Annotated in this window: 16 protein-coding genes; 5 read left to right on the top strand and 11 right to left on the bottom strand. The window is 34.2% G+C overall.

The window, feature by feature from the left end; translation table 11 throughout:
• Positions 1-42 precede the first annotated feature (42 nt).
• On the bottom strand, positions 43-1,746 hold the full coding sequence (locus ACVFVN_RS12225; RefSeq protein ID WP_456235477.1) for a helix-turn-helix domain-containing protein: 1,704 nt from the start codon (positions 1,744-1,746) through the stop codon (positions 43-45).
• A gap of 278 nt (positions 1,747-2,024) precedes the next feature.
• On the opposite strand from ACVFVN_RS12225, the gene ACVFVN_RS12220 reads away from it, so the two are divergent.
• The 3 genes from ACVFVN_RS12220 (at position 2,025) to ACVFVN_RS12210 (ending at position 4,274) form a co-directional block, all read left to right on the top strand.
• Positions 2,025-2,264, top strand: a complete 240-nt coding sequence (locus tag ACVFVN_RS12220) for a hypothetical protein (RefSeq protein WP_456235476.1) — start codon at positions 2,025-2,027, stop codon at positions 2,262-2,264.
• A 203-nt stretch (positions 2,265-2,467) separates the two neighbouring features.
• Positions 2,468-3,949: a MauE/DoxX family redox-associated membrane protein gene (locus ACVFVN_RS12215; protein ID WP_456235475.1), complete on the top strand. Its 1,482-nt coding sequence runs from the start codon at positions 2,468-2,470 to the stop codon at positions 3,947-3,949.
• Positions 3,950-3,995: 46 nt separating this feature from the next.
• Complete coding sequence (locus tag ACVFVN_RS12210) at positions 3,996-4,274, top strand: DUF6520 family protein (RefSeq protein ID WP_456235474.1); 279 nt, start codon at positions 3,996-3,998, stop codon at positions 4,272-4,274.
• Positions 4,275-4,307: 33 nt separating this feature from the next.
• On the opposite strand, the gene ACVFVN_RS12205 is transcribed toward ACVFVN_RS12210, so the two are convergent.
• The 3 genes from ACVFVN_RS12205 to ACVFVN_RS12195 are packed head-to-tail and all read right to left on the bottom strand — an operon-like array spanning position 4,308 to position 11,151.
• Positions 4,308-6,740: an alpha/beta hydrolase family protein gene (locus tag ACVFVN_RS12205; RefSeq protein WP_456235473.1), complete on the bottom strand. Its 2,433-nt coding sequence runs from the start codon at positions 6,738-6,740 to the stop codon at positions 4,308-4,310.
• On the bottom strand, positions 6,740-8,128 hold the full coding sequence (locus tag ACVFVN_RS12200; RefSeq protein ID WP_456235472.1) for a RagB/SusD family nutrient uptake outer membrane protein: 1,389 nt from the start codon (positions 8,126-8,128) through the stop codon (positions 6,740-6,742). Before ACVFVN_RS12200 ends, ACVFVN_RS12205 begins: the two co-directional genes overlap by 1 nt.
• 11 nt (positions 8,129-8,139) lie before the next feature.
• Positions 8,140-11,151 carry a SusC/RagA family TonB-linked outer membrane protein gene (locus ACVFVN_RS12195; protein ID WP_456235471.1) on the bottom strand — a complete coding sequence of 1,004 codons (3,012 nt, stop codon included), beginning with the start codon at positions 11,149-11,151 and terminating at the stop codon, positions 8,140-8,142.
• A 631-nt stretch (positions 11,152-11,782) separates the two neighbouring features.
• Between ACVFVN_RS12195 and ACVFVN_RS12190 the strand changes: the two genes are divergently transcribed.
• A complete protein-coding gene (locus ACVFVN_RS12190) occupies positions 11,783-12,091 on the top strand; it encodes a helix-turn-helix domain-containing protein (protein WP_456235470.1) in 309 nt (102 codons plus the stop codon).
• Between the two features lie 47 nt (positions 12,092-12,138).
• Here ACVFVN_RS12190 and ACVFVN_RS12185 read toward each other — a convergent pair whose 3' ends face one another.
• From ACVFVN_RS12185 to ACVFVN_RS12155, 7 genes are all read right to left on the bottom strand, one after another.
• On the bottom strand, positions 12,139-15,165 hold the full coding sequence (locus tag ACVFVN_RS12185; RefSeq protein WP_456235469.1) for a type I restriction endonuclease subunit R: 3,027 nt from the start codon (positions 15,163-15,165) through the stop codon (positions 12,139-12,141).
• On the bottom strand, positions 15,149-17,404 hold the full coding sequence (locus ACVFVN_RS12180) for a GmrSD restriction endonuclease domain-containing protein (RefSeq protein WP_456235468.1): 2,256 nt from the start codon (positions 17,402-17,404) through the stop codon (positions 15,149-15,151). Before ACVFVN_RS12180 ends, ACVFVN_RS12185 begins: the two co-directional genes overlap by 17 nt.
• Positions 17,405-17,408: 4 nt before the next feature.
• A complete protein-coding gene (locus ACVFVN_RS12175) occupies positions 17,409-19,208 on the bottom strand; it encodes a DUF262 domain-containing protein (RefSeq protein ID WP_456235467.1) in 1,800 nt (599 codons plus the stop codon).
• On the bottom strand, positions 19,192-19,947 hold the full coding sequence (locus ACVFVN_RS12170) for a hypothetical protein (protein WP_456235466.1): 756 nt from the start codon (positions 19,945-19,947) through the stop codon (positions 19,192-19,194). Before ACVFVN_RS12170 ends, ACVFVN_RS12175 begins: the two co-directional genes overlap by 17 nt.
• Positions 19,948-19,951: 4 nt before the next feature.
• Positions 19,952-21,244, bottom strand: coding sequence for a restriction endonuclease subunit S (locus tag ACVFVN_RS12165; protein ID WP_456235465.1), 1,293 nt, complete (start codon positions 21,242-21,244; stop codon positions 19,952-19,954).
• 3 nt (positions 21,245-21,247) lie between these two features.
• On the bottom strand, positions 21,248-23,599 hold the full coding sequence (locus tag ACVFVN_RS12160; protein ID WP_456235464.1) for a type I restriction-modification system subunit M: 2,352 nt from the start codon (positions 23,597-23,599) through the stop codon (positions 21,248-21,250).
• 85 nt (positions 23,600-23,684) lie between these two features.
• Positions 23,685-23,906, bottom strand: coding sequence for a hypothetical protein (locus ACVFVN_RS12155; protein ID WP_456235463.1), 222 nt, complete (start codon positions 23,904-23,906; stop codon positions 23,685-23,687).
• A 198-nt stretch (positions 23,907-24,104) separates the two neighbouring features.
• Here ACVFVN_RS12155 and ACVFVN_RS12150 point away from each other — a divergent pair, with 198 nt between their 5' ends.
• Positions 24,105-24,251, top strand: a complete 147-nt coding sequence (locus ACVFVN_RS12150) for a hypothetical protein (RefSeq protein ID WP_456235462.1) — start codon at positions 24,105-24,107, stop codon at positions 24,249-24,251.
• Positions 24,252-24,811 lie beyond the last annotated feature (560 nt).

Raw genomic sequence — 24,811 nt, 5'->3', positions numbered from 1 at the left:
TTTTTTTAGAAATTTACAAAAAATCGTTTATTGAAGCCACATTCAGCTGATTTTCAGTTCTTGTTTGCGCTTTTTGATGTAATCTGTTGGTCTGATTCCGTTAATCTCGAAAAAAAGTTTTGAAAAGTTCTGTCTCGCAGCAATACCACATTCTTCCGCCAAAGCCTCTATAGTATAATTTAAGTATTTATTGTTGGTATTTAAAAGTGTTGTGATATAATTAATTCGCAATTCAGCCATGTATTTATTAAAGTTTATTCCTTTATTTTCATTAATATAGACTGATAAATAATGAGAATTGGTTCCCATTTTACTGGCAATACTTTTCTGAGTGATGCCTTTCTTAAGAAATTGAAATTCTTTCTCAAATTTTTCAAGTTTTTCCTTGATTTCGGAAGCCATTTCAGGAGAAATCGAAGTTTTTCGCAAAGAATATTCTTCCGATTCTTCGTTTGTAATATCAATTGTATTATAAGTGCCTTCCGCTATTCTCTTTTGAAGCAAGTTGTATTGCTTTTTTATTTTTTGGTCTCTACGAATTCTTATAACAAAGACAATGAGTAAGACCGCACCTGAAAATATTAAAATCTGTGCAATAAGGATTTTTCTTCTACTCTTCTTCTCAATATTCTCCTTTTGTTCAATCAATTTACTTCGATCATAATCTTTATGAAGCTTATGCGACAGATAGGGATAATCTCTTGTGATTAAACTATCTGCTTTCAATAACTGATTGGTGTAGTAAAGTTGCTTGTTAACATCTTTGTTCTTGTAATAATCAATAAGATAATTATAACTTCTATAAATCTCCGGTTGAATAAACTGATGTTTTTCAAAAATAGAATCTATTTTACTGTAATAGTTAATGGCTTTATTCTCTTCCTTTTTAACTTCCGAAATTTTTCCCAGATAGTAATAAACTACCGATACCCAAGCAAAATCATTGCGCTTTAGAATATTGGGAAGTGCTTTTTGCAAATCTGATTGTGCTCCAGCATAATTTTGATTTAAAAACTTCGAAATACCCATGCACTTTAGAAAATAACTGTTTTCTAAAAGAAAATCTTTATCATTTTTGGTGAGATCAAAACCAATTCTGCTAAGGCTATCACTCTTTGAGAAATTCTTAAGATAACGGTTGATTACCGTCATTTGGTGAAGCGAATTGAAATATGCCTTATTATAATTGAACTGAAGATTCTCATGTTGATTCATCTGAATTTGAGAATTATAGAATTTACCGCATTCTTCAAAATGATTCAAAGCTTCTTCGTAATAACCCAAATGTTCTTTCACAATACCCAAATGGTAAATTACTTTAAAATGATGATATTGATCCTCAGATCCTTTAGAGTACTCGTAAGCCTGCAAATAATCATTGAGAGCTAATCTGTACTTCTTTTGGTAGAAATAATAGATAATACCTTTACTGAGATATTCTTTACTGACATCATTTCTGGTTCCGTACTTTAAACTTATTGTTAAAGCACTATCAGCATATTTGATTTTATTGTTTAGGTCAAACTGTCTCGCATCCCTATATCCCTGAATCAGCTTAGCAAAGTTTTTTTCTTTTTTTGCTTTTTGGATGTAGAGTCTTACATAAGGCATCGCATGGACATCATCTATTGTCATTTTCTCGTAGTAATTTCTAATCTCCCTGTAGGTCTTTTCTTTTTTTTGCTGTGAAAATAATAATTGTGAAAATACAGAAAGGAGGAAGAGAAAGTAATTTAACTTTTTCATATACTGATATTAAGAACCTCACCATTCCAAAAATAATGATTTTGCTTTTAAATACAGGGGTTTTGACCTCACCCCATTGTGTAAAGAGTTAAAAGCAGGATTTAATGTTGATTAATCGGGTTTTAAAGGCATTTAAACAATGGTTCAATTTTAAAATAGTTCCGTCTCAATTTTAAAATTACCACACAATGCGATTTTTTCTGTGGCTTCAGCCGGATAACTTTGGCTTCAGAATTCTAAATCAATCCGGCCGGGATAACCAAATTAAAATTATTAAAATGAAAAATTTGATCCCAATTTTAAGCATAGCAATAGCTTCAGCTTCTTTGCAAAACTGCGCAAACCTAGATGAAGACATAACCCCTGATTTTGATCAGTCTGAACAATTACAAAAAGCATTTATGAAATCATCTGATTCTACAAAATCTTCAGAAGAAACTCTAGACTTAGACCCAGATCCCGACACCGATCCACCTGTAAGAGATGGTGATAACTGGCGGCTAATTCCAAGAAAATAGTAAATCTCCATAAACTATGATTCCTCATACCTCCATATCAGCTGTCACAGGCTTACCATGTCCGGAAAGCGGCATCTGGGAGAGTATGGGGAATTTCAAGACAACAGTAACCTTGCTTAAGGGTGAGCCCATGCCTGACTACTGCGGGAAGAAAATAATATGGCAATTAATCCAAATCTGTTAAAACGACTAATGCATTAATCATGAAAACCTTTTTGAATTTTTTTATACAAACTGTTTCATATTTTTTTATTCTGTTGTTTATCTATGCAGGCATTAGTAAGTTGCTTGATTTTGAAAATTTTCAGGTACAGATTGCTCAATCACCATTATTGAGCTCTTACACCGGCATAATTTCGTACTTTGTTATTATTATTGAATTCATAATTGTTGCATTATTACTATTTCCTAAAAGTAGAAATATAGGATTATATTTTTCTTTAGGATTAATGTCAGCATTTACAGTCTATATCTATTTAATTCTTGAATACAGTGAATTTGTACCCTGTTCATGCGGTGGCATACTTGAAGATATGGGATGGAGAAAGCATCTTTTTTTTAATGTGATTTGTGTTCTCGCATGTTTGGCAGCCGTAATAGCAAACGAAAACAAAGCAGAAAAAAAACCTGTAAGATATATTCGATTGATCCTTTTAGTCATGATTTTAAGTTCACTTAGTGTTTTTCTTATGTACCTGCAATCGGAGAGAGAACTTAGAAAAAATAACAATTTTACAAGAAGATATATTCCTCATGCAGTGGAAGATGAAGTAAAACTAGATATTAAATACAATTCGTTTTACTTTTTGGGACATGATTCATTGAATATTTATCTTGGAAATACGACTGCGCCGTTAAATCTTACCATCGTTAAAAAAGACCTAAGCAGTTTCACAAAATATAGAATACCCTTAGATCCAAAATCCCATCAGTTCAAAAGTATAAAAGTTACTTGGAAGACACCTCACTTTTATATATATGATGGAACTGTTCCAATTATTTATAAAGGTACTATTGAAAATAAAAAATCATTAAGCGTAGAAAGCTTCAGAGATATGTACTTCGACCAATTGAATGTTATTTCAGACGATAGCTTTTTGTTTAGATCGCAAGGCACACAGTTCAAAAATTTTGTAATTGGATCTTTCAAAAATAACGATGTACATCTGAAATATGATATCCTTGGTACTCAGAAAACCGGATATATTGAAAATGATGGACAATTATTACTCGATGAACAACAAAACAAATCGGTTTACTTGTATTACTACAAAAATGAGTTTATCGTTATTAACAGTTCTTCTGGTGAAAAGGAAAGATTTAAACTTATAAGCTTTCACAAAAATCAGAAAACTGAAACGGTAAAGCTTCCTGATGGGTCAACAAAAGTCAAAAACCCCTTACAGCAAAGCGTAAAAAATGCATTTGTCTCAAACAACACCCTGTTTGTAAACTCAAATTCCAAAGCTATTCATGATGGAACTATGCAATGGAATAAGGCAAGCATTATAGATTTTTATAAGATTAATCAGCAATATTATTACGGAAGCTTTTTGGTGCCTAATCGCCATGGCGAAAAACTGAAAGATATGCTTATTGCTGGTGAATACTTATATATCCTCATTGGAAATGAAATTGTCAAATACCATTTTGCGCAACCCGTACTTGAACAGTTTCACAGGTAATGCCGAAAACCTGTATTAATCGTAGGCACATCTTAATACAATTATTATGAAAAATTTTAAAACAATCATGATTCCCGTAGCAATTTTGGTATTTGGTGTCGGAAGTGCTTTTGCTACCAACAAAGCAAAAACAGACAAAAAAGCTTTAATCTCTGGTTATCATTTTGATGCATCTGCACCAGATGAAAAGTGTATTTATTTTGGAGAAGTTGACTGTAATCCAGAATTCGGTCCGGTATGTACTGAATTGGTTGGAGGTACGCCAAAAGTAATGTTTGAAAAGATCAGTGCTACTGAATGTGGACAAAATTTGTATAGAAACTAAAAAAGAAGGATGCCAAAAGGCATCCTTTTCTTTCTATTCTATCCAATCCGGTTTTGAAGAATCTTTTAGGTAGTAATCTAACCAGTCAAAAACTCTTCTAAGAAGATCTTTAGCACTTTCACGGGACGCTAAATAATGTCCTTCTTCAGGATATACAATCATTGTCGCTGGCTTCAGATTTCTTTTAAGACCCAAATAAAACTCCATTGATTGTCCCCACTCTACATTTAAATCCTTTTTCCCAGCCCATAAGAGCATCGGCTTATTTACGTTTCGAACATAAGAAATTGGATTATTTTTAAAATACAATTCTTGATTTGAACTGTATGGAGCATTAAAATCAAACTGCCCTTCTTCATACTGCCAATACAACGGACTCATATAGTGAAAGCTCATTGAAAAATATGATTTGACAATATCGCTGACACTTGCACCTGAAACATATGTGGTAAATCGATTGGAATGCGTTGCAATAAAATTTGTAACATATCCTCCAAACGAATGCCCGATCAGAGCAACTTTCTGAAAGTTAAGGGATTTATGTTCTTGTAGAGCATCAAGAGATTTTTCAACACAATCCAAAGCCGAAAGCCCAACTCCTTTTTCATTACTAATGATATCTGGTAGATAAACAAAGTATCCTTTATCTAAAAGACCCCTAAGATCAAATCCAACGTTGAGCTGGCGCTCCAAGGATAATGGGTACACATTTCTTTTATGACTTTGTAATTGATAAACATGAATAACCATCGGATATTTTTTTTCAGGATGATAATCTGATGGATAGTAAAGAATGCCTTTGAGTTTTGCATGATCTGAATTTTCAAAAGTGACGGTCTCAATACGAATTTTGAATTGCGCTTTATCTTTTCTATTCGATTGATAGATTACTTTTTTATCTGTATTTTGACTAAGGCTAATCACTTGGTTAGGAAGATTAAAATTTTCTTCTGAAAAGAAATAATCTTTGTCAAGTTTGATTTGTTTGTAAACCAATTTTGACGTACTGTTTTTAACTAAATGATGAAATCGCTTTTCAGACTTTTCATAAATCGATGTCGTAAGATTAGCTTTATTATGAACTTCAAAAAGTAAGTGATTTTCATGTACAGTTCTGCATAAAAAAGCAAGTTCAAACAGATTACTTGAAAAATGAGTTGAATGATTAGAATTCAATATTTTATAATTTCCTTTTTCCTGATTAAAAATCAATGAGAGTCTATCTCTGTTCATATCATACTCCCACAGTCCTTCTGCCCCATCAAAAAATATTTTATTATTTTCTGTGAAAAATGCCTGGGAGAAGCCATGATTTTCAATTTTTATTGACTCTAAAGAATTAATGTTCATTAGCTTCCAATAGTCATCTTTTTTGTAAATGATGTAATCTCCATTAGGAGAATATGTTGCGCCTGATTTTACTACATCTATGTAGTCATATTTTTCTGCAATGAAATTATATCTGTATAACTTCAAAGAAACGTCTAAACTGGTATAGTCACGCATCCCTGAAAAGCTAAAACTGAGAAAATAATCTTTATTGTTAATATCTACGACCCTATCCATTTTTTGAAATCCCAAATCAACGACTTTACTTTGTTCAGGAATCCAGAGAAATTTACTTGTTAATATGTTCGAAAATTTTTCCTTATAATCATTTTCAGATGCTTGCCAAATTTCAGGCTCACTCGAAGTTTTCTTTTTCTTCGGCCTTTCAGTAGTGAGAACAATACCTCCGTCATTTCTTTGATAAGCTTTTGCGAAATTAAAATCAACATCATGCTGTTCTGAAAAATTGAATACCTTATTTCGAAGATAATTGTAGTAAACTATATCCTTAATTCCATTCTTAGTATTTTTAAAGATCAACAATGATTGACTCTTCAACTCTGTTACATTTGAAATCAAGTCTGTTGTTTGATACAAAATTGATTTTATATTTCTTTTTAATTTCACCAATTCGTAAAAATTTTTCTTTTCAATCAATAGTAAAATACTATCCTCTTGATAGAAAACTTTTTTTACCGAACGGATCCTATCAATTAACTTTCTACTCTTAAGGTCGTAGACTTTCACCTGCTCAGAACCATATAAGATTAGTAAATTTTCTTTTTTGTTAATTCCAAAACTCTCACAAACTGGTAAATGAAAAGATACACCTTTAGTATAGTCAAAAATTTCAGTTATATTATCATATCTTAATACCAAATCATGAGGAGCCCATTTATAATCCAAAACTTTTATTTTCTCATAAAAAATTTTAGGATTATGGCGGTTAATAATAACAAGACTGTCACTTTGACTGTCGTAGATTTTGTAAATAGCAAGCCATCGACCTTCAGAGGAAGTGTCTTTAAAGTTTATTTCAAAAGGTTTATATTTTCCGTTCGATGACATTTCCTGTTGCTCCTGTGAAAACACCAGCGTAAACAGGCTCAACAATAGGATTGAAAAAATCTTCTTCATTAGTAACCACTATTTTGAGGATTTAAGTTAGGATTTATAAGCAGCTCTCTCTCTGGAATTGGGAAAGCTTTATGAAAACTTTTCCAGTTAGGTTTTGATAATCCTACAATATCAAGCTTATTCATTCTCTTTAAATCGAAAAAGCGATGTCCCATTTCAGCAAAAAATTCATGCCTGAACTCGTCCGATATTTTACCAAGCAAAGCATCTTTTGAGAGTCCTGCCGGAAGTGAAGCTAATCCTGCTCTTTGTCTGATTTTATCTACGCTATTTTTTGCTTCAAATAGTTTATTCTGATTAGCAAGACTCTCTGCATGTAATAAATAGGCTTCCTCTAAGCGGAATACCACTGAATTCTCAGTGGTATTGGCGTTCGCCGGATTTTTATATTTCATGGGACGGAAATAAGTCTTCTGATTAATTACTGTCGGCAAAATCCAGACTTGTTTTCTTTGATCACCCCCTTCAAAAGAATTTACCAATACATCTGATAATGCAAAAGATGTAGGTAGGCTTGTTGTAAAGTTGTAAAGTAGGTATTCTTTTGTCGCATCGGTAGAATTAGCCGGTTTCAGCTGCCACATAATATGTTTTCCTGATTTAGTAAAAACTTTACTCAAATCTGATTCCCAAATATAAAGGGGTGATTGAATGATTTGAGAAAGCAGAAACTCAGCATCGTTCCATTTTTCAACACTTAAAAACACTTTTGCCAGTAAAAGTTCACCCACTTTTTTGTTAATATAGATTCTTTCCTGATTTGCATACTGATCACTCAAACCATTCATTACGTTTTTCAAGTCATTTTCAAGAATCGCCATTAATTGAATCTTTGAAACTTTTTTCAACTGGCTGTTATAAACATAATCTGTTGTATCAGTGTAGGGTATATCATCAAAAACCTGCGATAAATTGTAATAGATCATTGAACGGATCACAGTCGCTTCACCAATCAATCGATCTTTTTGTGTTTGTGAAATTGAAGTAGATTCCTTTACTCCTTTGATAATCGAGTTAGCATAATAAATATGCTTATATGCTCTAGACCAAAAGTTGTAGATAATGGAGTTGGTAGGAATATGTACATTGTTGTAAATATCTACTATTCCATTCTGAACATAGGCCGAATAACAGTTCAGATCATCTGTATAAGCCCCTAAAATGGCAGCCGACCCTGAACTGTCTCCTGAAAAAATAGAATTGCTCCAAAGTTCAGCATAGAGTCCTGCTAATGCAGCATTAGCGGAGGAGGTATCTGCAAAAACCTCTTGAGTTCCAATCTGATTATAGGGAAGATCAGTATCTATGAATTTTTCGCAAGACACATATCCAAATAAAATAATGCTTACTGAAATAAGTTTTAATTTATTAATTATATTATTTTTCATTTTTACAATTTTTAAAAGTTAATCTGAGTTCCTATAGACCAAGTTCTCAATGGTGGTAAATAACCTGTTGAAATAAATTCAGGATCTAAACCTAAATATTTTGTCCATGTTGCAACATTTTGCCCCTGCAAATAGATCATTACTTCTGAAACAAGTGAACTTTGTAAAGGAAGCCTATAGTTGAGTTGAATGTTTTTTAGCCTGATGAACGATGCATCACCAACTGCTGCCGTACTGCGGGTAAAATTAGTGTGAGCTGCATTTTTAGTAGGATTTACACCCGTTGTAAAAGGCATATAGAAACCGTTTGGATTTCCTGCAGACCATACATCTGAAACAAATTGTGGTTGATTATTCATTGTACCCGCTACAGGCATGTAGCTGTGATAGTTATAATTTCTTTGTTTGGTGAACTGAAATAAAAATGATAAATCCCAATTTTTGTAGCGTAGTCTGTTAGACCAGCCTCCATAAAACTTTACAGAAAGGTCTTCAATGCTTTTGTTATCATCCGGTGAGGAGATTTTACCGTCTCCGTTGACGTCTGTAAAAGAGTATAATCCTGTACTTGGATTAATCCCGTTAAACTCATAAAGCTTTACAATCGAAGTACTGTAGCCTACTACAAATTGATTGGCATATGTCGATCCTTCCAAATTAGGAAATGCAAGCAACTTATTTTGAGGGATGGTTAAGTTAAAGTCAGACTGCCAAGAAAAGCTGTTGCTTTTAATAGGTGCTGCTCTCAATTCGAATTCCCAACCTTTGTTTTCAACAGTGGCAGGCAGATTTGCCTGAACAGAGGTAAAACCGGTTGTTGCAGGTAAAGGCAGACCTACCAACTGATTGTTGGATCGGTTTCTGAACCAAGAGATATTCAAGCCAATCATATCCTTTAAAAATGATGTTTCAAGTGCAAATTCCAGCTTCTTTGTTTTTTCCCAGCTGAAGCTTCCGTTGAATAATCTTGTGGGAACAAGTCCCACTACTCCATTATAGATACTCGCAGAAGCTACTGAATACGTATCTCGAAACTGTGCATCACCAATATTATCACTTCCCGCAATGCCGTAACTTCCTCTTATTTTTCCAAAACTTAACCATTTTTTGTAGACTAAAAAGTTTTCTTTTGAAAACAACCATGCTGCTCCTACTGCTCCAAAATTGGCAAATCTATTGTTGGGACCAAATCTGCTTGAACCATCCCTTCTCGCTGTGAGATTGACCATATATTTACCGTCAAACTGATAATTCAATCGTCCAAAAGCAGCAATATATTTATAGTCAGTAGAAATTACATCAGAAAATATTTTTGTTTTGGCTGCATTGATATTCATCATCAAAGCATTGCTTTCGAAACCTGATCCTTGAATCGAAGATTGTTTAGACTCCATTGAATTTATGGTTGCACCCAGCAAGAAGCTGATTTTATTTCTTCCAAAGCTGTAATCAGCGGTGAGCTGTGGTTCTACATTGTATGAAAATGAAGAAAAACTACTCGTTAATGTGCTTGAACCATTCGAGCTGGTAAAATTAAAGGCAGGATTATACCTTGTGTGCGGTCGTAAATTAAACTCTTCAAAATTTTGATAATTAAAGCCTGAATTAATGTTAAAGCTTATATTAGGAAAAATCTGATAAGAAATATTCAAACTATTATTAATCTGCTTGGTATCATTCTTATAGGTAGCCACCGTGGACGCTATAGGATTGGTAAACGTATTGTTCTGCCAATTTAATGATCCGTCACTGTTATAAAGTGCCGGAGCATTTGGGCTGAGAAATAAACCAATATTTGTTAGATCCTCATTGATAACATTATTGAATTGCTGCGAAAAATTATTCGCCATCACAACATTCAGTTTTTTATCTTTTGATCTGTGGGTAAAACCCATTGAGAGGGCATTATTCTTATATTGATAGTCAGCAGGATAAACCGTTGTCTGTTCATTGTGGTTCACATTGATTCGGTATGTCCATCCGTCTGAACCTCCCGACAGACCGACACTTGTATTAGAGGTCGTTGCCGTTTTTCCGGTTAATGTTTTCTGCCAGTCCGTGTAACGGGATTCGTCCCAGGCACCATTCACATCATATGCAGCAGCCGGATATACAGTAATATTATCATTTGCAAATGCAGATTTACGCATTGCCATATATTCTGCAGTGTTCATCATTTTCATTCTTGATGCTACACTGCTAAAAGCCAAACCTGAATTGAATGTGATATTGGATTTATTCTTACTTCCCTTTTTTGTTGTAATTAAGATAACTCCATTCGCTCCCCTGCTTCCATAGATTGCCGTTGCATCTGCATCTTTAAGTACCTCAAGACTTTCAATATCATTAGGGTTAATGCTGTTAAGAGGGTTGATATTTCTGAAAGGTAATATCTGTGCGGAGAATGTTGAAGCCACTGACGTTGACATTGGCACACCATCTAATACATATAAAGGCTGATTTCCGTCAACAGGACTGTTGGATAATGTTCTGAGGCTGTTTCTTCCTCTGATCTGAACATCATATCCACCTCCAGCAACCCCGGAACTCTGTGTAATACTCACTCCTGCCATTCTTCCCTGTGCTGCTGAAAGTACATTGGTGACAGGTTGGTTTTCTATGTCTTTTGCTGAAACTTTGGCGATACTACCAGTACTTTCTCTGTCTTTTACCTTGTAGTAGCCAGCGTTGAGAATAACTTCTTCGATTCCCTTTACTTTTTGTTCTAAGCTGATATTTATGACGGTCTGAGTAGTGGCTGTAATTCGTTCTTCAGCATACTCAGGATGGCTGAACAATAGGATGGGATTTTCTGCTGAAACCTGTAAAGTATAGGTTCCGTTGTTGCCGGTCATGGTTACGTGATCACTACCTTGTTGGGAGATTGTAACTCCTGAAAGGGGTTTACCTGATGATGTAACGGTACCGGAAATGCTGCGTTCTTGAGCTTTTATGTTGATGCTTACAGCGGTAAACATGAGCCCAAAGAAAATGCCTCCTATAGGGTAATAGGAATTTTTCATAGATTTGTAAAAGGTTTTTAATCGTTAAATTAATTACTGATCTGCTCTTTCCCTATGTCGTCAAACTGTATGGGAAGGGGCTTTTTTGTTTTTTTATTTTTTGTAATTAATGTGATAGATTCATCGATGAATAAAAACTTTCCTGATGCCCTTTAGTATGAAAAAGGACTGGTGAGGTTCTGTAATCAGTGACCGAAAGGCACCGGAAAGAATTTAATATGAATGAATCTGTGTCCCGTGTGAGCTATTTAAAGCCTCAATAGGTTGTACCCTCCTATTGTATCGTGCATGATACTATTTTTTAGGAAGCGGGCTTAGATTTTAATGTTGAGATAAGGCGAACAGCATTGAAAAACAGCGTGAGTACTCTACATTATCTGATTCGAGGCACTGGTATACCCATCCCAAGATAAGAGAGACTCACGCCTAGGTCGTGAGCCACTTACTTATTATCTCAGGGATTTAAAAATTACCAGTTTTCGAACCGAGACTCTAAGCAATAGCTTCTAATATTCTTTGAAGTATCGCAAAGTTACATTTATTGTAACCTATTTTACAAATATAATAAAAAAAACAACAATAACACATATATGTGTTTATGAAAAATCAAAGAAAGCCCAAAATTTACTAAATGTATATATGGGAAGTAGATGACTTAAAATTTCAAATTGGAAAAATTTTCCAATTGTATAGGCTGAAGAACAAACTTTCGCAATTACAACTTGGCAATGAGATTAATCTTTCAGGTAACCAAGTTGGTAGAATTGAAAGAGCAGAAACAAATCCTACAGTAGAAAGTATTGTTAAATTCTGCAATTTCTTTAAAATTGATATTTTGTTTGTATTCACAAAAATGAACACAACAGATTATAAAAAACTTGAACTTGAAATTATGCAACTACAAAAAGAGTTTAAAAATCATAACAGAAGAAAATCCTGACTAATAGTTAGGATTTTCTTTTTTTTTTTTTACTGAATAATATTTTGCTACCTCACATTAATCACCTGCTTCATCGTATTTAAAAACGCCTGATAAAACGAAGAATCCTGCGCATACAATTTATATAGTTCCAAATCTTGTTTTCTTTTCTGAGACATTACATCATCCAAAATCTTTTTAAGTGCTAATTCTCTGTTTTGGTCATCTGTATTTTGGGCTACTTTAATTCCAAAATCTGGGTGAGTTTCTATTGATTTTCCTAAACTTAATACAGTCACTCGTTGCTCTTCAGGTGTACTTGACCAACCCTGAAACCACTTTTCATTAAAGCCATTGATGATGGTTTCCAACTCATCCTTTTCCTCTTCTCCGTGTGCTCCTCTTGCGTTAGGGTTCTGAGGTTTCAATTCAGTTTCTTCATCATCAAGACTGATGGAAACATTTAATTTGGTTCTTTCTAAACCATAAGTAGAAAGGTCTACAGATTCCAATAGTTCATCTAACAAATCGGCTTGAGGGTCTTTAACCACCATTTTAGGGATTAGGAATTTCAAAAACCAAAACAGTTTTTCCCAAGCTAAAATTTCGTAGGGCAAGATGGCAGCCACCTGACCATAAATCTTTACAAACTGCTTTGCCTTAATTTTATAATCTGCTTTTTGCTTGTCATCCAAGTCGAGTTCATCCGCAAATCTTTTTGCAGACAGATCAATAATTGGGCTTAACAATTGTGCATCTGCACCTTTAAAATATTTTTCATTGAAATCTTCAACCTCTGTCTGTTCATAGATTCCCGAATCATCCAAACTGTCTTTCAGTTCGTGCAGTACATTAATATCCGTAGCACCACTCAGGCTGGTTGCCGTATAGAATGGGTCAAAAGATTTTTGAATATCATCTACTGAATTGAAGAAATCCAATACAAACAAATCTTCGGTTTTCTTATTGAGTTTATTGGCAGAACGGTTTAGCCGTGATAAAGTTTGCACCGCCAATACACCCTGTAATTTTTTATCTACATACATCGCCGAAAGCTTAGGTTGGTCAAATCCTGTCAGGTATTTATTTGCAACCACCAACATTCGGTATTCGTCTTCGTCAAATTTATCTTTGGTTTCACTTTCCGAAAAACCATTCATTTGTGCTTCCATGTATTTGATACCGCCGATTTCTTTCTCACCTGAAAAAGCTATCACAATTTTAAAAGGATGACCTCGTTTCGCAAGCAACTGATTCAAAGCCTGATAATATCGGATGGCAGACTCAATACTTTGCGTTACCACCATTGCTTTGGCTTTACCATTCAGTTTTTTCTGATTCACTACAGCACTTGTAAAATGATCCAACATAATTTCGGCTTTTGTACCAATGGTCTGCTGGTGTTTTTCTACATACGCTTTTAGTTTCTTCTGAGCTTTGGAAGTATCAAACAACGGATTGTCTTCTATTGATTTTTCTAGTTCATAATAGCTTTTATAAGTGGTATAATTAGCCAACACATCCAGAATAAAACCTTCTTCAATAGCCTGCTTCATCGAGTAGAGATGAAAAGGCTTAAAAGAACCATCTTCCTGCTTTACGCCAAATTTTTCTAAAGTAGCATTTTTTGGCGTTGCGGTAAACGCAAAGTAAGAAGCATTTTGAGTCATTTTTCTGGCTTGCATCGCCTGCAACATCATATCCTGATAATCTGCAGCATCATTGTCTTCACTTGTATTGCCAATGGCTTCATTCAATTTGTCGGCACTAGTTCCCGATTGCGAACTATGCGCTTCGTCAATAATCACAGCAAATTGTTTATTGCTCATATCAGCAATGCCATCAATGATAAACGGAAATTTTTGAATTGTAGTAATGATAATTCTCTTTCCGTTTTCTAATGCAGATTTCAAATCAGATGACTTATACGCTGGAGCCACAATGTTTTTGACTTCTGAAAATTCCTTAATATTATCTCTCAACTGCTTATCGAGCAATCTTCGGTCAGTTACCACAATTACCGAATCAAATAAGGGTTGATTCACTGATTTATTACCAGCTACCATTTCATTTTCGGGATAGGCTTCTATGAGCTGATACGCCAACCAGGTAATGGAATTGGACTTACCCGAACCCGCACTATGCTGAATTAGATAGGTTTTTCCGGCACCATTTTGTGAAGTATCTTTTAACAGTCTGCGCACCACATCCAGCTGATGATAACGTGGAAAGTATAATGTTTTCTTGCTCAAAGCATCATTTTCTCCTCCATCAAAACGTACAAAATGCTGGATAATATTGGCAACACTTTCTTTCTTTAAAATATCCTGCCAGAAATAAGCGGTTTTATGACCAAACGGATTGGGCGGATTGCCCTTGCCATAATTGTCTCCGAGATTGAATGGCAAAAAGAAAGTCTTGGCACCATCCAACTTGGTGGTCATATAAATTTCGTCGGTATCTACTGCAAAATGTACGATACATCTACCAAAGTTCAGCAGAGGCTGTGTAATATCTCTTTTGAATTTATATTGATTGACGCCGTGTACTTTGGCATTCTGACCTGTCCAGTGGTTTTTTAATTCTATCGTAGAAATAGGAATACCATTGATGAAAATCACCATATCAATTTCCTCCAGAGGATTGGAAACCGAATATCTTAATTGTCTAGTTACGCTGAACTGGTTCTTCTCAAAATTATCTTTGATTTGCTGACTGCTGTTTTGCAATGGCGCCACATAAAACAAAGTAAAATGCGCATCATCTACCGCCAAACCTTTGCGCAACAATCTAAGGATGCCATATTTCTTTACCAATTTATCATAGCGATCCAGAACTTTAATTTTCCAGTCGCTTTGGCGTTTGAGTTTTTCTAATTCTTCTTTTTGCGTGGTTTCTAGAAAATCCCAAAAACGCACCTCATCCAAAGCGTATTTTGGGTTGTAATCTGATGCGTTTCCTATAACATATCCATTTCCTGCATACGCCAAATTAGGTTCAGCAACAGTTCCATTTTTTATATCTTCAGTCGAAATTCCGCATAGCGCCTTTTCTATAGCAGTTTCGAGAGCGAGTTCGTTAGTTTGTGATGCCATAATGATTTTGTTTTAATAGTTCATCTATTGAATCAAATAAATTATTTTCAAATTCAAATTTGAATTTTAGAGATTTAGAATCGATAATAATTTTTTTATTAATAACTTTTATAAAAAGACCGGGATCACTATTTTCTCCTTTTCCATTTATATATTCAATTGAATTTTTTTCGCAATAATTTTTATTTTCAACGTACCAATCATAGGTTAATGCTTCTTTGAAAAATCCATAGATTCTTGTTTTACTTAGTAAATAATAACCGTTGTCATAAACACGGATATGATTTTTCTCTGGATATTTTAATAGTTCAGCGTTCTTAATCAATTTATAACGATTGGTTGCTGTTACATTGCAATTTTTAATCAACTCTTTCAGTTGAATCTGAATATTTATGTTTGTATAAATTTCGTCAGTTAATTTTTTAAGATAATCAAATTTGGTATCAATAAATCGTCTCCAATTTTCATTTCTATTTCTTAAAGTTCCTCTTACATTTGATGGGTAAGTCAACGTATTGCCACTTTTGAAAAAACAATTACCAAAAGTTAGAAAACTCCGAAATAAGAGATAATCCGAGTTTCTCATTACTTCTTCTGAAAAAATTTGCGATGCTTTCAAAGAATTTTCCCTAAAAGTTACAAACTCTTCAGAGTCGTCTAATTTAAAAATGAAACCAATCTGACCATAAAAATAAATATGCTTTTCTAAACTGATAAATAGTTCTTCCCAATTGTGATGAGGCTCGTTGACAATCTTTTGAGCCTTCAATATTTCCTCTTCTTTTTGTTTTTCATTAAAAAAGTTGATGTCTGCGCCATTCATCTTTTCTATTACTTTGTAAACATTTGCATCACCTATTTTTTCCAGTAACTCTAAAATACTCTGCGCCGCTTCATTGAATAATTTGGGCGATTCAATTGGTGTGTTATAAATAAGATTCGAGATTACTCTTACCCATTGATTAAGGTACGAAAGATTGTATTTATTTTTTATGATATATCTTGATATTGCAAAATACAGAGTAGTATGCCACCAAGTTAAACCTACGTTTTTGGAGAATAGAAATTTACTTACATCTTCTATTTCATTGTAAAGCACATTGATTTTAGTATTCAAATTTGCCTGGCTAACAGACTCTAATACTTCTAAATAATTTGAAATATTCTCTTGGAAATTATTATTCCGTTCAAATAAAGAAACAGGATTGAATTCAGTATTGAGTCTTAGCAAGTCAATGTTTTCATCTTTTTCAGAAATTTCTTCATTCAACAAGTAATCGCCCAAAAACATATTTTTAAAAAACTGAAGATAGGCTGTGTCAATTTTTGAATCGTCTTTCAATTTTTGATTCCAAAATAAATCATTCCATTCTAAATCTAGCTTTTTCTTCCATTCTGAAATTTCGATTTGGTCTGTAAAACTTTTTTGTAACCAAGCTTTGTAGTTCTCAAAATGCGTAAGTTTTTTTCCTCTTGCATTCATTTTTAGATACAATTCGTCGGTTAATTCAAAGTCGTCTAAATCAAAAAAGTCAAATGTGATAATCTCTTCTCGGGTCAACTTTTTCCAAACTGTTGCTGCATCGAGATTTTTTTCTTCAAATTGTTTCTGAATCTCATTTAGAACATATAGGATACTCAGAACAGTAGGATCTTTTTTCCATTTTGTAAAAAAATCTTCGTGATTTTGTATGTTATTTGTTAGCGTTTCTCTCTTGTGTTCAAAATAATTGTCTTGATGCGTTAAAAACTGCAAAAATTCTCTAGAACTAGTTCTGGTAGCATATTTAAATCTTTGCAGTATTTTCTTTGCATCTTTATTATTTAATTCATTTGCTACAAACCAATAAATCAAGAAAAGTGTGGTTAAACGCTGTTGCCCGTCTAAAGGAATAAAGGTGATTACTTCGGCTGCAGAACTTTGTTTTTGATGCGTATTAAAGTCAACCGCAATGTTCAAATTTTCCGCATAATTCTTTAGCGAAAGCAATAAGGTATCTATACTGCTTTTATTTCTTTCAAGGGCAGTAAAATTCTCAATGCCCAGTTTTTTTCCATATACAAAATCAAGATGCAAGGTTGATTCATCTTCTTGCAGAGAAGTTAAAATCGAGTGAATTAATTTTGTGCTAATTTCTTGAGCTCCTTCTCTTCCATAGGTATAATCTCTTTGAATGGTAGGAATTTCGATCGTACATTCATTTATTAAATCCCAAAAATTGTAGAGGGTCTTTTTCATACATTTACTGATAATAAAAATCCAACTGTTTTTTTAAATGCTCCTTGTAATCAATCATATCTTTTGGCGCAAAAAATTCATCAGAAATATTTTCGTTTTCTTTTGAAAAATTTTTAGTAAAAACATCTTTGGTACATTCAGGTATAAAAACACCTTTTTCTTTAGCTGCATAATAAAGATCCAGAATTACTTTTCTTTTATCAATAAATACGTTATTTCCTAACTTGCTATTAGTACTTCTATCTAATAAAGCAAGATTTGTAATATTATGTAACTCTAAATCGTTTGTAATTTTTTCTGTTACACTTTGTAATTTTTCACTGTTCTCTTTTGATAACCTTAATTCGGAAAGCTTTCGGTTTTGGTTTTCCTGATGATTTAAGAAATTAAACAAATCTGTAATTTCTTCTTCAATAGTCTTGTCTTCGTGTTGGTATTTGGTATAATAGTTTTTATAGGATTCTAACCATTTAACAACCTGACCCACCGATTTAAAATCTTTGGGATTTTGAGGATTAATATGCTCCACGCTCCAATATTCACTTTTATACAAATCGAAAGGAAATTTATTGTGGCTTGAATTGTTGAGGAAATACTGTACATTCAGCAACAATAAAAGATTTTGACATTCTACTCTGTCATCCTCATAATTGATGGTATCCACGTCATAAATTTTCTGTTGCTTGTCGTCTTCTATTTTTTTTGTTCTTTTTAATTCGTCTTTAATTACACCAATTAATTCATTTTTAAAGTCAATTTTACTTTTCCCTTTGCTTAATTTGATGATTTCTGAAAGCTTTCTTAGGCGGGTAACAATGATATATCCCACATAATGATATAGTTGCTTATCTCTATACCATTCATTTAGCTTATTAAAGGTTTGTTTGATACTTTCCCAATTCAACGGATTTTCTTCCAGAAATTCTTTCTCGTAATACCGGTAAGACTGCATACCGTCCCAATCTTTTTTGGGCGATATTTTATTGGTTATATCAATGATCAAGTCAATTCGTGTATCAAGGTTCTTGTAATAGTCGTGGTCACAGATAAAATACCAAAAATCTGTTTCGTGTAATTGATTTTCGATATCATCCCATTCTGTTGCCAATTCTGCTGTTTTTAAAGAAGCAATCTCTTTTGTATTTCGTTTCTGAACGTCCAAAATAAAAAGTGCTTTTATCAATTCAGAATTGGTCAAGGGTATCTTGCCAGCATTCAAATTCAAAAATACATCTTCGGCATTTTGGGTTTTGTTGTTGTTTTTTATGTCATACCAAATCACATAAACTTGATTCAAAATCTTTGATTTAAATTCATCTCGAAAATCATCAGATTTATCACTAAACCAATGGTATATTTCTTTGTACACCAAATAAAAATGATAAACATCTACATTGTTATAATTAAGATTTGAATCACTAAGTTCTGAAATGAAGGTTTCCCAATCTTTGTCCGCAACAATAGCTTCATTCATTTCACTCATTTTTTCAGTGATAAATGATTGAGATGCTTTTCGGGTAAGATAATCTATCGAAAAATAGTTAGCTTCTCCCAAAAAACACAAGAGTAAATAAATAGTAGTTATGCGTTGTTGTCCATCAATCAATTCAACTCCGCTTATCTGCTCATCTGTTATCACAGGTTGTAAACAATATTTACCAACTTTATGATAATAAATATCATTTAATAAAGCCAAAATCTGTTCGCTTTCCCACTTGTAACCACGTTGGTAATCTTTAACCACAAAATGTTTGTTTTGTAGCTTACAGACCGGGATAAACGCGATGCTATTTTTTTCTATCATTCAATTGCTTCTTCAATTTCTCTCTAATAATCTTCTCGTCCTCTTCGCGATTTCGTAACAAACGTTTCCCTTTCGTATGACCAAATTCCGAATAATCAAACTCAATTAATTCAAATCCATTTTTAGGGATTTCCGTCCTGCGCAATTCATCATATTTCTTTCTCTGCTCGCCTCTGCTTATTCCGGAATTGGTAATTCTTTTATCAAAAAATGCCACTTCTTCTGTATGTTGCTTTTCCCGATATTCGATTACTAATTCCAACGCTGGATAATAAATATCAACCGGAAGCTTTGTTCCCGAATCGCCTCTCAAAAAATCAAATTGATACTGTCGCAGACCTTTTAAACCCAAAACTTTATCACAAATATCTAAAATGTACGCTTCATCGCTGGTAGCTCTATTTTTTGCAACCGCTTTCTCAAGTGGTTTAGCTTTATTTTGCAAAGTTTTGTTCACTGCTTTTGGTTGTATCTGTGTTCCTTTTGCTCTTCCAAAAAACCAATTGGTATTTTTAGCTTTTCTTTCGGCAATAACGTTAGGTAAAAGATGTAGCTCGTTTCGCTCATCCAACAGTCGCAAGACTTTCCTGATAGGCAAACCGTTTTTCTCATCCTTAGAAAAGATATTTGCCTTAATGAAATAGGGCATCAAATCTTTTGCAGGAATGACTGACACAGAAGGATTATTGTAAAAATAATCTTCAACCACTTTTTGAATTGCGTTTAGCTTCTCCATCATTACATTAATTAGTTTTCACCTTCCCCGTCACCACCTGATCTATTAGCACCGTTTTATACTCCTTCAGCTTTTCTATTTCCTGCTCTTTGATGGAAATGGCTTTGGCGATTGGATTAGTTAATTCATCTATAGCTTTAATAATTTTATCTTGCTCATTTATCGGTGGTAAAACAATCAATAATTCTTTTATCTTTTCTAAGTGAAGGTTCGTTACCGATGTTCTTGAACTTCCAAAATTTAATTGTTCATCAACAAGTGGGCTGTTAAAAAAATATGTAAAGTAATGAGGATTTATTTCTTTTCTAAGCTTTATTAGACATAAACTAACAAAAAAGCTAAATTCTTCGTCCCAATCGATAACTTTCGTCAAACCAATTGTTCCATTCTTTGAAAGTAGCACATCGCCTTTTTCTCCGAAAGCACGCTTAATTAATGATTTATGTTCTTCGACGCTAATTCTGTTAACTTTTTCCCATTGTATCACTCCCGATTGCATATTTGTCAAATCCGTAACTCTTAGAAATGGGATACCCTCATCAATGTAATTTGGAGTGAAATGAGTTCCATCCACAATCTTCTTTGATAATGTCTTCAACTTCCTCACCTCCCAATGCTCTGGTATTTCCCCAATCCAATCCACACCGCTGTCTTTCATCGGTACGGTAGCATCCAGACCTTTGGTTACGGCTTGCTGTATCAGGATTTGTCGGCGTTCTTTCAGCAGTTCTATTTCTTTTTGGCGGATGCCAATGGTCTGATCTATTTTGGCGGTTTTGTCATCCAGAAATTCGGCAATGGCAGTTTGCTCTGAAAGTGGTGGGAAAATTGTTTTAAAAGAGAAAAAACTATCTTTAGGTATTGTATTCCTTAAGCCTCTATATAAAAATTTAAGCCTCTTCTTCTCATCTAAATTGAGATAAAAATAGTAAAGAAACTTTTTGTCTGCAGTTGGTTTAGTATCAAAAACAGTATATGCTCCTGTTATCATTCCGTCAAAATCAGACAAACCAACAGTTCTAGGCGTTTCTTCAACATCAAAAAGACAAAAGATAAAATCATTTTTCTTAACTTCCTGATATGTATCAAACTCAGCAGGAAATTTTCCTTCAGGATTTTCCATATCTCTTTTAATTACACCTTTCAATGTAAGAGATAACAAATCATACTCATTTGATCTTTTTCCAACTTGACTCTTTTTCAAATTGAAAATATATTTATTAGACAATACTTCCCATCCCTCCGGAATTTCCCCAATCCAATCTACACCGCTGTCTTTATAGGCTTCGTATCTTTTCATCTGCTAAAAATTTAAGATTTCTGCCAACAATCCATCACCTTCTTTTTCCAGTGCCAAAATATCCTTTGTTACGTCTTCCAAAGAACGCAAAGGCGCAGGCTGGTAAAAATATTTATTAAAGCTCAGCTCATAGCCAATTTTTACGCTGTCCAGCACCATCCAGCTTTCTTCGGCATAAGGTTGCACTTCCCGCAGATAATAATCCTGTATATTGTATTTCAGTGGAATACTTTCGCTGTCACGCAGGTCGCTTTCGGTTTCGTAAATGGTGTATTCGCCTTTAACTTCGGTAGGGAAATAACCATAATACGGCAAATCTTTTTCCGTACAGCCTAAAAATGCCAATAAATCAGTTAGCTTTTGTCCACTGAGTTTTTCTGTTTTTTTGATGACTTTCTCTGCTGTTTCATCATACCAGCTCACGGCATCTAAAATTTGTTTCTTTTCAGAGGCAGATAGTTTGGTTTTATCCTGTTTCAGCACTTCATCTACTTTCGCAGTGAAAATATTGAAGTTGTTAAATTCATCCGTTCCCAACACTTCCATCAGTCGCACCGCAGTCTGATACAGTTCTTCCTGCTTTTGCCAGGTTTCTTTTTTCAGAAAGGCAGTCAGTTGCTTGGCATTAATGTTCAGTTCGTGCTTATCAATATAGTCGGTTAGAGCTTTTTTGTGAGCTTCCAATCCGCTGTACACTTCCATTCCGTACTGCTCAAAAAGATACTGTGAAAACTCGGGCTGCGCCTTGTCCCATTTCAGTACCTCAATTTTTTCTTTAGTAAATTGGGCTTTCAGTCGCTTCGGTCTTTCGATATTGATTTTATAATATCCAAAATCATTGTTGTCAAATACTTTGCTTGCCAATTTTTGCTCGTCCGTTTTTTCCAGCTCGTTTAATTCCAGATAGCAGTTTAAAATGTCGCTGATATGTGTTTTGCTGAGCTCGCAGTTTTTATTCCCGAGATTCTTGCGCAGTTTCTGGTACATTTCGCTGGCGTCAATCAGCTGTACTTTTCCTTTTCGTTGAGCAGGTTTATTGTTGGTTAAAATCCAGATATAGGTGGTAATACCGGTATTGTAAAAGATGTTGTTCGGCAACTGGATGATCACATCCAGCAAATCGTTTTCAATAATGTAGCGTCTGATATTGCTCTCGCCACCGCCGGCATCGCCCGTAAAAAGGCTCGAACCGTTGTGTACCGAAGCAATACGGCTTCCGATTTTGTTTTTATCGGTCAGGGCTTTCATCTTATCTACCATTTCCATCAGAAACAGCAACTGCCCGTCACTCGAACGCGGTATGGCATCCACATCTTCTTCTTCGCCCCAATAGTTTTTCAGTTTGATTTTAAAACGGTTGTCGATGACGTCTTTTCCGTCTTTGATGTATTTCTGCTCACTCGCCCAGCTCTTTCCATAAGGCGGATTAGACAACATAAAGTCGAACATTGTTCCGGCAAATTCATCAGTAGAAAGTGTAGAACCCACCTTGATATGTTCAGGGTCTTTACCCTTGATCATCATATCCGATTTACAGATGGCGTAGGTTTCATCGTTTACCTCTTTTCCAAACAAGTACACATCGGTATTGGTAGCTTTGATTTCTCCCTCGGGATCGGTAATGAAATTTTCAGACTCCGTCAGCATTCCGCCCGTTCCACAGGCAGGATCATAAATCGTAATCACAGACGGAATTTGATTTTTAATCGGCTCAAAAACCATATGCGTCATCAGGTCAATTACTTCTCTTGGCGTGTAGTGTTCTCCTGCTTCTTCATTATTCTCCTCATTGAATTTACGGATCAACTCTTCAAACACATAACCCATTCCTAAATTGGTCAAAGCAGGAAGTTTTCTCCCTCCCGAATCCAGTTTTTCAAAAGGCGTCAGGTTTATATCCGGTGATGTAAATTTCTCTAATACATCCAGCAACACATCTTTATTTGCCATATGCTTAATTTGCGCTCGCAGATTAAATTTACTGATGATTTCCTGCACATTGGTACTGAAACCGTTGAGGTAATCTTCAAAATTTCCTAATAGAATTTGTTGGCTGTTGGTGGCATTGCCGTGCAAGCTCTGCAATGTCCACTCGCTGGTATTGTAGAAAACATATTTAGAAGCCGCGGTCATTCCCTTATCGTCCCATTCGGTAAACTTCATCGTATTTTTCTGGAATTCAACTTCTTCCAAAACGTGTTGTTTGGTAGGTTCAAGCAAAGCATCTAATCTTCGCAAAACTACCATTGGCAGGATAACATCCCTATATTTTCCTCTTACATAAACGTCTCTTAGACAGTCATCGGCAATGCTCCAGATAAAGGAGACTAATTTATTGTGTACAGCGTGATTCATTGTTATATAGTTCTATGCAGTGATCATTGTACTGCATATTTTTTTTAATGTTAAAATATAATAGTTATTTCTTATAATTCTCCCATTACTGAAAGTTAAGCCTCAGCATATCTTTGTCTTCAAAATAATGAGCAACAGAATCATTAGCAAAATACTTCATTTCAAAATCTCCGGTCTCTTCATTCAGAACTGGCTCTATAATATTGTTAAATTCAAAAATAAGGTTTCCACCCTGCGTCAGGAATTCTCTTTTAATAGCTTTAACTGGAGAAAAATCGATGGATATACCGCCCTGGTTGGTAATCACTGTTAATTATTTTATTATAACTCTCAAAGATAAATAAAAATCACAATCTAATGATTGTGGGATACCGTATTACACGTGTTTTTACTCATTTTTTAATCCCACAATAAAAGAATTATACATAAAAAGATAAAATCTTTGAATAATAATTAAAGCGGAAAGTTTTAATTTTAGATACTTAAAGCCATAACACATTGAATTATGTTTCAAAACTCCCCCAACTGGAAAATCTACGAATCCATAACAAAATACATTTATGAATCTTTTGGCAAAGAATGTTTTGAGTCAAACAATGAACCTTTTGAAAAGTACAAGCAAGATATTGCTCACCAATTGGGCATGATTTAACCTGACCACTCGGAAATCCCCAGGATTTTGAGTTTTTCTTTATATACAGCTTATTATATTTATAAGTAATTATTAATTTATGCAAAAATCTAAACCACATACTTTTTGAAGAGAAGCATTATACATAGATTATAAAGACATAAGTGACGAGATAGAATCTTATTCTTTTGAGTGCAATAAATGTGTAGTGGTATATAAAAATAGTGGTAAAGTCTATTCTTATCCTCAACAAAGAATTAAAATGGTGAGATTTGCTATTCAAAGTAAGAGAGCCGGTAATATTTTTTCTTATCTAAAGGCGATTGCAGCGAGCGTTGGTTTGAAGACCGAGGAAGGCAATAACATTTTGGCCAATAGTTATGGGAAGATATCTTTTATTCCTGCGACATCTATTCTTTACAATTTCCTACAACCCCACTTAAAACCCTGTAAATTACTGATTTACAGGGTTTTTTTAATTTCAGGCATCAATTAAGGTGCTAATTTAAATTCTAGAATTTTGTGAAAAAGTTCCTCAGAAATCTTGTTGATAAACGAGATTCTATTTTACAACTAAAATC

It is taken from the genome of Soonwooa purpurea, from assembly GCF_053891095.1.
This window is presented reverse-complemented; position numbering and strand designations above follow the sequence as displayed.